Here is an 8,561-nt window from a genome sequence, read left to right on the forward strand (position 1 = left end):
GGTAGAGCAAGATGGCTAAAAAAGCACCAGAAATGGAAGAGTATAAATATGGTTTTCGCGACGAGCACAAATCCATCTTTCAAACCGGTAAAGGTCTGACTGCAGAAGTAGTTACCGAGATTTCCCGGATTAAGAACGAACCGGAATGGATGTTGGAATTCCGTTTGAAATCCCTAAAACAATTCGAAAAGATGCCAATGCCGAAATGGGGCGGAGATCTCGACGGATTGGATTTCAATGAAATTCAGTATTATGTTCGTGCTTCTGAAAAGCAAGGGAAAACATGGGAAGAGGTTCCTTCCGAAATTAAGGAAACCTTTGATAAATTGGGTATCCCTGAAGCAGAGCAAAAGTTCCTTGCAGGTGTATCCGCTCAGTATGAGTCCGAGGTTGTATACCACAACATGCAAAAAGAATTGGAAGATCAGGGCGTAATCTTTATGGATACGGATACTGCACTTAGAGAGCATCCGGAAATCCTGCGTGAGTATTTCGCAACCGTTATTCCACCAGCAGATAACAAATTTGCTGCACTGAATAGTGCCGTTTGGTCCGGAGGAAGCTTCATCTACGTGCCTAAAGGCGTGAAATGTGAGGTGCCTCTGCAAGCCTATTTCCGGATTAACTCCGAAAATATGGGACAGTTCGAGCGTACACTTATTATTGCAGACGAAGATAGCTTCGTTCACTATGTAGAGGGCTGTACAGCTCCGATCTACAGCACGAACTCACTGCACAGTGCGGTCGTTGAGATTATCTGTAAGAAAAATGCCCGTGTTCGTTACACAACGATTCAAAACTGGGCACCAAACATCTACAACCTGGTTACCAAACGTGCGGTTGCTGAAGAGAATGCAACGATGGAATGGGTCGATGGTAACATCGGTTCCAAACTGACGATGAAATATCCAGCCGTAGTACTGAAAGGCCGCGGAGCTAAAGGTTCGGTTCTGTCTATCGCTGTAGCTGGTAAAAATCAGCATCAGGATGCAGGTGCGAAAATGATTCACTTGGCTCCAGATACAACATCTACGATTGTATCCAAGTCGATCAGTAAACATGGTGGTAAAGTTACTTACCGTGGTCTGGCTTCCTTTGGTCGCCAAGCGGAAGGCGCGAAATCCAATATCAAATGTGATACGCTCATTTTGGATAATGAGTCCACATCTGATACGATTCCTTACAATGAAATTATGAATGATAACATCATGCTGGAGCATGAAGCTACGGTATCCAAAGTGTCCGAGGATCAACTCTTCTACCTGATGAGCCGTGGTTTGACCGATGCAGAAGCAACACAGATGATCATCATGGGCTTTATTGAACCTTTCACGAAGGAACTGCCGATGGAATATGCGGTAGAGATGAACAGATTGATCAAGTTCGAGATGGAAGGCAGCATCGGTTAATCCCGCTGCCATAGCCCGTTTCAGAAAAGGCGATTCTGATTGTGCTGATTTTATGCTGAATCAAGTTTCACGTGATCTTTATACAGTATCAAAGAAAGATCGAGGGAGTTCCATCCCTCGATCTTTTTTTTATTACATTAGAAACGCTCGCTTTAACCTGGACAACGTGACACTCAGCTCAACTCTTATGCCCAGCCTTAAATGTAAGCGTGAGAAGACGCAAGTTTTCCCTCATACTTTTCTGGGTTTATTTGTAATAAAATAAGAGAAATAGCACAAGCCATTTACTAGATTTAAGCATCTAATGATAGAAAAGGATGTGAATACATGAGCAACAATCCGTTTAAGGGATATCGGATTACGAGTTCATTTGGCTACCGTATTCATCCTATTTCTGGCGGACAGACATTTCATCGTGGAATTGATCTTGTCACAGAGCCATGGAATGGGCCCATACATGCATTTATGGACGGGACTGTACATTTTGCTGCGGAAGGGGCTACAGGCTCAGGATTCGGTGGTTACGGGCTTACGGTTGCGGTACAGGATCATAGGGGGTACTTGCATTGTTATGCTCACCTTTCCCGAATTGCAGTAAAAGTTGGACAGCAAGTGAAACAAGGGCAGCTTCTTGGCAACCAGGGGAGCACGGGGGAAAGCACAGGTCCGCATATGCACTATGAGGTGCGCAAAACTAGCTCCCCTTCGTATGGATACACGGCTAGTGAAAATGGTGTTGTTGATCCAGGAATCTATTTGCAATCTGAATATAGTTCAACGGTTGAAGGGCAGGAGGGAACCGCAATGACGACGGAGGAAAGAGCGCGGTTAACAGCGATGGAGAAGATGCTGGAATCCCAGTCGGCCTGGATCCAGCAGCAAAAAAACATTTCCAGTATGGCTTGTCCGTCTTGGGCAGAGGAAGCTTATCATTATTACAAACCATATATAATGAACAATACAGGCAGTTATGATTTTTGGAGATTGCTTGTCATCATGTATCGCAAGGAGAAGGGCATGAAGGTCTCTTCTAGTTCCTCAAGTTAACAAACAGATCAAGAGTAAACGTGAAGCTTGATTTTCAGGCAAAAGCAGGCAGACAACCATTTATTGAATGTTGCCAGTTCGCCCGGTTCATCCAAACGCAAACGTCATATGTTAGGGTATACCTGATGAAGAGGAGGCAATCACATGAGCGAAGTTGGATATGGCTGTGGTGGCAACGTAGGCGGCGTAGGCGGATACAATATGTTCACTAACACGGGTGCGATCTTGGTACTGTTCATTCTGTTGGTTATCATCACTAAAGCATTCTGCGTTTAATCTGATTTGAACGAAATGGAATACAAAAAGGGAAGCCTTAACGGCTCCCCTTTTTTTTACGTGTATACAATGTAAACGTGTAAGATGTTCTCTTGAATTTGGGTTACTCTAACTGCTGCTGTGCAGACCTAAATGCTAATGCTTACTGGATATAAATTTCAACGATAGCTACATCTCTTTCCTTCGCTAAATCAATGAAGGCTGTAGAGGTCTGAACGAGTGGACGGAAGTAATCCGCAGGGTTGTTCAAGACAATCAGACCGGTTTCGCCGGTAGTGAGCAGAACCCTTTTGCCAATAAAATTGGGTAGCATGTGTTTAATGAGTTCCTGCGTAACTTCAGCATTCAACTGACCGAAGCTGAGGCTGTACAATTCGCATAGCACGGAGATTAGTTCCTGCTTGGTCTGATACACCCGATTGGTCGTCATCGCGCTGTACACATCGGCTACAGCCGTTATACGGGCAAAGGGGTGAATCTCATCGCCTTTCAGTCCGTATGGGTAGCCACTTCCATCCTCACGCTCATGATGCTGGAGGGCAACGGTTGCAAGAATCTCGTCCTGAGTGGACTCTTTGACAATCTCATAACCATATAACGTATGTTTCTTCATTTCTTCGAATTCTTCAGGCGTTAATTTGCCCGGCTTATGTAACATTTCAGGAGGAATCTTGGACTTGCCAATATCGTGAAGATACCCTGCTTTGGCTACGGTCAGACATTCCTCAGGGTTGTAGCCCATCCAGCCGGCGATATAAAAAGCGAGCATTCCGACTTGAAGTGAATGGTTGTAGGTATAGTCATTATCCCCGTCAAGCATCAGCAGCAAGGAGACAACGTCCTTTTGTTTTTCAAGCTGTCCCGTTAGGGTTATCAAAATCTCATCGACCTGAGTCTCATCAATAAAACCCTTCTCCATCGCTTGTTCAAACAGAGATTCTGTACCTTTGATCGTATCGTTAAACAGGTTAGTTAACAGACGGGTTTGATCGGAAGGTAAGGTTTGTGCATCAGAGTGTAGGTCAGATGTTGTATGTTCTACATCTGCGTAATCGATTCCGTGCTGCAGCAGCTTGGCAATATCATCGTCGCTGAGGGTGGAACCTTTCATCAGCATGTGGAGACCCGAACTGTTGTACACATCATTTTTTAACAGGTCGCCAGTTTTAAGATCAGTAACATGCACTCTCACGTATAAACCACCTTTTCCTCGACTAATATCGACACATATGATTATAATAACAAGAAAAAAATGGGTTGACAACGACTTATTTACTAATTCCGTCACCCATTGAACAGGTCGAATGACTAGTTATTTAATTGTCTGTGGGGTTCCAGGGTCCTAGTTGATGACCTTTCCACTCGGAACCATCTTCCCATATTTCTTTTTTCCAGATGGGGACATTCTGTTTGAGTCTTTCAATCGCGTAACGGCTTGCATCGTAACAGTCACTGCGATGAGGGGAGGAAACGGCAATAACGACGCTGATCTCTGCTACGTCTACCTTCCCAATCCGATGGCTAATCGCACATTTTACGCCTGGCCAGCGTTCATTGATTTCACTACCGATAGCTGCCATCTGAGAAAGTGCCATGGGTACATAGGCCTCGTATTCGAGATGGACCGTTCTTTGTTGTCCGGTCATTTCACGGGTGGTACCTACAAAAGTAAGGGCTGCTCCATGGTTTGCAGTGATAACTAGCTTCGTTGTGGCGTCCACGGACAGTGGGGACTGGGTGATAAGGAATAATCCGTCATCCGTGCGATGCTCAGGATGGGAAGAACCATGCCCGTTACCAGTCAAATTCGTACCATCTCCTCCCGACACAGGGGGAATTAAGGCGAGTTCATCCTGGACCTTGATTATAATATCGGCAGAAGCATACTGCTGATTTACTGCCAGAAAAGAAACACGTATTTGAGCAGCTGCTTCAGGGTAAGCAAGACTCAGTTTTTCTTTTAATTGCACAGGAGTCGGATCCGTTCCAGGGTATTCATATTCAAGCAGGGATGTGCCCAGATGTTCAGCGATTCCTGCAAATAGTTGAATTGTTAATTTCATGGAAATACCTCACCTCTTTTTGATCTCTAAACCCTATAAATATATCATAACGACGCGGAAAATGTTATGCTTATCCATTAGAGGAATGTACGTTATCGACGATAAAAGGGAGGCGGTGTGATGAGCACCAAAAAGACGCAAACGTTAACGATTCTACACACCAATGACATCCATAGTCATTTTGGCTCCATGAGCTCCATCGCCGCCATGATCGGACATGAGAAGGAAGAGGCTGGAGAGTTTCTGGTAGTAGATATCGGAGATCATATGGACCGGATGGCGGTTGAGACGGAGGGGACGCTGGGGACAGCCAACGTGGATGTCCTTAATCTGACTGGTTATGATGCCATAACAATAGGGAACAACGAAGGACTAACATTTACACCCGAACAACTGGCGCAGTCTTACTCTGGACTTCTGTGTCCTGTTGTATGTGGAAATGTTGTAGAGCAGGCTACGGGCCAGCCCCCAGTCTGGATGAAATCCTCTCTCATTCTGGAGAAGGGGCCATTTCGCATCGGTTTGCTTGGTGCTACAGCACCTTTTACGGCTTTTTACGAACTGCTGGGATGGGATGTACTGGAGCCGGTGGAGACGTTGCGTGAGCAAGTTGAAGCTTTGCGTCCTCAGGTGGATGTGGTCGTTATCTTGTCACATCTGGGGCTTTCAACAGATCGTAGATTGGCCGAACAGATCCAGGGCATCGATGTCATTCTGGGCGGACATACACATCATGTACTCGAAGAACCAGTAGTCATTGGTCAGACGGTGCTTGGAGCGGCAGGCAAGTTTGGCCAGTGGCTCGGTAAGGTGGTACTGGAGCGGGGAGATGAAGCGAACGAACTTACATTGGTAAGCAGCGGCTGTGTTCCGGTCCAGAACATGATGCTCGAAGAAAGCGTATCGCTGGCTATAGATACACACCGGACGGAAGCCGAGCGTGCGCTTGGTCAAACAGCCGTTATTACGGACAGGACGCTTACCATTGATTACGATCATGAGTCTCCGTTTGCGTCATTGCTTGCCCAGGCAGTTCGTCAGTTCACCGGAGCGCAGTTGTCTCTGGTGAATGCCGGGCAGCTTCTTGCAGATCTTCCGCAGGGAAATATTACAAAGGGAATGTTACATTCCCTATGTCCATCTCCCATTAATGCCTGTACAATATGCTTGAATGGAATTCAGATTCGGCAGGCACTGGAGCAGTCCCTGTTGTCAGAGTTTTCACGAAAATCGATTATCGGGTTTGGATTTCGCGGAGACATATTAGGAACATTGTGCATGGATGGGATGGACGTGGAGTATGATCCACATTCGCCTCCGTACGAGAAGATCCGTGCCATATATATTGAGGGCGAACCGATTCGTGATGAACATGAATATGTGGTGGGAACACTCGACATGTTTACGTTTAACGTGGGTTATCCGTCACTTGCTCTTGGAACGGACACATCGTATCGACTTCCGGAATTCATACGTGACCTGCTCGAAACGGAATTGAAAAGACCAGGGGCGCTGGATGACAGCCTGCGATCCCGTTGGCATGAAATCTAACAAGTACTTGCCTTCTGCTGAAGCGGCGGCTAGTGGAAATTACATCTACGGAGCGGGAGAGGATAGGCTGTGCGTTTAGTACATATAAACCTATTGCAGCCTGGCATGAAGCTGGGGAAACGAATTTATAGTGAAGAGGGTGTGGTTCTGCTCAGTGAGGGAGTGGAGCTGACCAGTCGGTTGATTGGACGTCTCAAGGATTTGGGGATCGGCTATGTGTATATTGCGGATGCAGCAACAGAAGATATCATTATTCCGGATATGCTGCAGGAAGAGACCAGGCGCAGAGCGCTGGTCGAGATCAAGCAGCAGTTCCAGAGCATGTCCGGGGTGAAAACCAAAAGCCGGATTCCACACTTTGGTAAGGCACTTAGCGGGTTGATGAATACGATATTGGAGGACATTGGCAGTCAGAAGGAAGCGATGATTATGCTGATGGATATGAACTCCAGTGATTTTGACCTGTATAATCACTCATTGAATGTATGCGTGTATACCTTGGTTCTTGGAGTGGCATCGGGTTATACACGCCAGCAATTAATGGAGATTGGTCTGGGTGCCTTGTTGCATGATATTGGAAAAACACAGATTGCCCCGGAAATACTCCACAAGCCCTCCAGGTTGAGTGATGAGGAATTTAAAATCATACAGCAGCATACTACATATGGACATCGTATTCTCAAAGATGAACCGGGTATACCGCTCCTTGCTGCACATTGTGCTTTACAGCACCATGAACGAATTGATGGTAGTGGGTATCCCTTTGGTTTGAAAGACAATGAGATTCATGAGTATGCCAAATGGCTGGCCCTTGCCGATTCGTATGATGCGATGACAACCAATCGAGTATATAAACAAGCCTTGCTGCCACATCAAGCTGTAGAAGTATTATACACGGGTTCAGGGACACTATATGAGCAGCGAATGCTGGAGAAATTCCGTGACTGTGTGGCCATCTATCCCTTAGGTATTTCCGTCAAGCTGAGTACGGGGGAGATCGGGGTGGTTGCAGCCATCCATTCCCGCGTTCCGCAACGACCACGCATTCGTGTCCTCAAGGACGCATATGGACAGACATTAAGTGCACCCTATGAAATCGATCTGTCCACAGCGCTGTCTGTTATGATTACAGGCGTTGAAGGGGTGGAAGACGCTACCCCAGCTTCAGCACGTAATGAAATATTTTGATATTTGACATCTAATGAAGATTGGGTCAGCGCTCATATCGTAACATCCGGTCCAGCTTGGCCCTGATGTTACGTGGGCGTTTTTTGTCATGTAATGGACAGAGCAGGCTCATGCCAGAGCGCAGGAAATTGTGCTATGATAAAAGATAACTCCAAAAAGATGAAGACGGGGTATGTTGTAAATAAAACTTTTTAGGTTAATAAAAGGAATAAGGTGAAGAACAATGACCATGCTAAACTCAGGATCGGTAGAGCCGATGCCTTTATCGCCGACTAATGATCCTTGGGATCCGATCGGCTCTTTGCGTACATATGGACGCCATGTGCTAACAAGTGTAGAAATGACCGTGACTCATCTGTGCAATATGCGCTGTGAGCATTGTGCGGTAGGAGATATGTTAACAATGCGCGAAGCGCCTGCGCTCCCGTTACCTTTGATGCTTAAAAGGCTGGATGAGGTTGAGCACCTTCAGACGATCAGTCTGACAGGCGGTGAGCCGAGCTTCAGCCAGAAGACCGTGGATGAGATGATCATTCCGTTGCTCAAATATGCCAAGGATCGGGGGATTCGTTCCCAGATCAACTCGAATCTGACGCTGGATATTCGTCGGTACGAGCAACTTCTGCCTTATCTGGACGTTATGCATATCTCATTCAATTATCTGGATGCCGATGATTTTCACCAAGTCGGTTTTGCCAACAGTGGTAGACCCGTAAAGCGTGAAGTAGCGGTGAAGATGTATGAGAAAATGATGGAAAATTCCCGTAAGCTTAGTGAAGCGGGCATGTTCATCTCTGCGGAGTCCATGATTAATTTCCGTACCCATGACAAGCTTGAGGGGATTCATCAATTGATCCGTGAGATGGGCTGTGTCCGTCATGAAGTACATCCGATGTATAATTCGAATTTTGCTTCTGCGCTGCCGGTGCTTTCCCTTGATCATATGAGAGCTGCTATTCATCGTTTGTTGGATGTGCGTGACAAGGATATGTGGATGCTGTTTGGTACACTTCCGTTCTTCGCATGC

General features: G+C 46.2%; 8 protein-coding genes. 6 read left to right on the forward strand and 2 right to left on the reverse strand.

All coding sequences use genetic code 11. The features are described from left to right. Window positions 1–11: 11 nt before the first annotated feature. The 3 genes from sufB (at window position 12) to AMS66_RS33575 (ending at window position 2,732) form a co-directional block, all read left to right on the forward strand. Entirely contained in the window at window positions 12–1,409 is a 1,398-nt protein-coding gene (gene sufB, locus AMS66_RS09345; RefSeq protein WP_053780522.1) for a Fe-S cluster assembly protein SufB, read from the forward strand. A 327-nt stretch (window positions 1,410–1,736) separates the two neighbouring features. Beyond that, on the forward strand, window positions 1,737–2,456 hold the full coding sequence (locus AMS66_RS34535) for a M23 family metallopeptidase (protein WP_053780523.1): 720 nt from the start codon (window positions 1,737–1,739) through the stop codon (window positions 2,454–2,456). Between the two features lie 144 nt (window positions 2,457–2,600). After that, entirely contained in the window at window positions 2,601–2,732 is a 132-nt protein-coding gene (locus AMS66_RS33575) for a YjcZ family sporulation protein (RefSeq protein ID WP_208642727.1), read from the forward strand. Between the two features lie 142 nt (window positions 2,733–2,874). Here AMS66_RS33575 and AMS66_RS09355 read toward each other — a convergent pair whose 3' ends face one another. Together AMS66_RS09355 and AMS66_RS34540 are read right to left on the reverse strand one after the other, a co-directional pair. After that, window positions 2,875–3,924, reverse strand: a complete 1,050-nt coding sequence (locus AMS66_RS09355; RefSeq protein ID WP_053780524.1) for an HD-GYP domain-containing protein — start codon at window positions 3,922–3,924, stop codon at window positions 2,875–2,877. Window positions 3,925–4,048: 124 nt separating this feature from the next. Continuing rightward, complete coding sequence (locus tag AMS66_RS34540) at window positions 4,049–4,795, reverse strand: molybdenum cofactor biosynthesis protein (RefSeq protein WP_053780525.1); 747 nt, start codon at window positions 4,793–4,795, stop codon at window positions 4,049–4,051. Between the two features lie 120 nt (window positions 4,796–4,915). On the opposite strand from AMS66_RS34540, the gene AMS66_RS09365 reads away from it, so the two are divergent. The 3 genes from AMS66_RS09365 to yfkAB form a co-directional block, all read left to right on the forward strand. Next, window positions 4,916–6,346, forward strand: a complete 1,431-nt coding sequence (locus tag AMS66_RS09365) for a bifunctional metallophosphatase/5'-nucleotidase (protein WP_053780526.1) — start codon at window positions 4,916–4,918, stop codon at window positions 6,344–6,346. 69 nt (window positions 6,347–6,415) lie between these two features. After that, window positions 6,416–7,534 (forward strand): HD-GYP domain-containing protein, encoded by a 1,119-nt coding sequence (locus AMS66_RS09370; protein ID WP_053780527.1) that lies wholly within the window; start codon window positions 6,416–6,418, stop codon window positions 7,532–7,534. Window positions 7,535–7,757: 223 nt separating this feature from the next. Beyond that, on the forward strand, window positions 7,758–8,561 hold an 804-nt coding region (gene yfkAB, locus AMS66_RS09375; protein WP_236703295.1), incomplete at its 3' end, for a radical SAM/CxCxxxxC motif protein YfkAB.

It is taken from the genome of Paenibacillus xylanivorans (assembly GCF_001280595.1).
Classification (GTDB): Bacteria; Bacillota; Bacilli; order Paenibacillales; family Paenibacillaceae; genus Paenibacillus; species Paenibacillus xylanivorans.